Source organism: Terrisporobacter mayombei, assembly GCF_020748465.1.
In the GTDB taxonomy this organism is placed as follows: Bacteria; Bacillota; Clostridia; order Peptostreptococcales; family Peptostreptococcaceae; genus Terrisporobacter; species Terrisporobacter mayombei.
In genome coordinates this window covers 1-453 of the sequence record NZ_JAHZMP010000229.1, presented here as the reverse complement: position 1 = coordinate 453, position 453 = coordinate 1, and the positions used below count along the sequence as shown (strand labels likewise).

Annotated in this window: 2 protein-coding genes; both read right to left on the bottom strand. The window is 49.0% G+C overall.

Annotated features, from left to right (window positions below):
- On the bottom strand, positions 1 to 151 hold a 151-nt coding region (hpf, locus tag K0039_RS25335), incomplete at its 3' end, for a ribosome hibernation-promoting factor, HPF/YfiA family (RefSeq protein ID WP_228106892.1).
- Positions 152 to 173: 22 nt separating this feature from the next.
- On the bottom strand, positions 174 to 453 hold a 280-nt coding region (locus tag K0039_RS25330), incomplete at its 5' end, for an RNA polymerase factor sigma-54 (RefSeq protein ID WP_500303715.1).

Genomic DNA, 453 nt, shown 5'->3' with positions numbered 1-453 from the left:
CTGAGGTGTGGGTGACTTTCTCCACTTTCAGAACAACATAGACCTGGTTGATTCGGTCAAAATATTGCTCAAGTTTGGCAAATTTGGCTGTAACAAATTCGCGCAGTGCCTCGGTGATCTCGACGTTATTTCCGGTAATGTTGAGCTGCATAGTGTCTTCCTTATCGGTTGGGTCAAACGAGTTGTTTACGCTGGTTTGACGGCGGAATGGATAAAGACTCTCGGTACTTCGCAACAGTGCGGCGTGCCACCATGATACCTTGTTCCGACAGCAAAGAGGTTAACTTGCTGTCGCTCAACGGTTTCGCTGGGTTTTCCGCCGCGATTAATTTCTTCACCAGCGCACGAATCGCCGTGGAGGAAGCTTCGCCGCCGCCCTCGGTATTGACGTGACTGGAAAAGAAATACTTCAGTTCAAAAATGCCTCGTGGACTATGCAGGTATTTTTGCGTG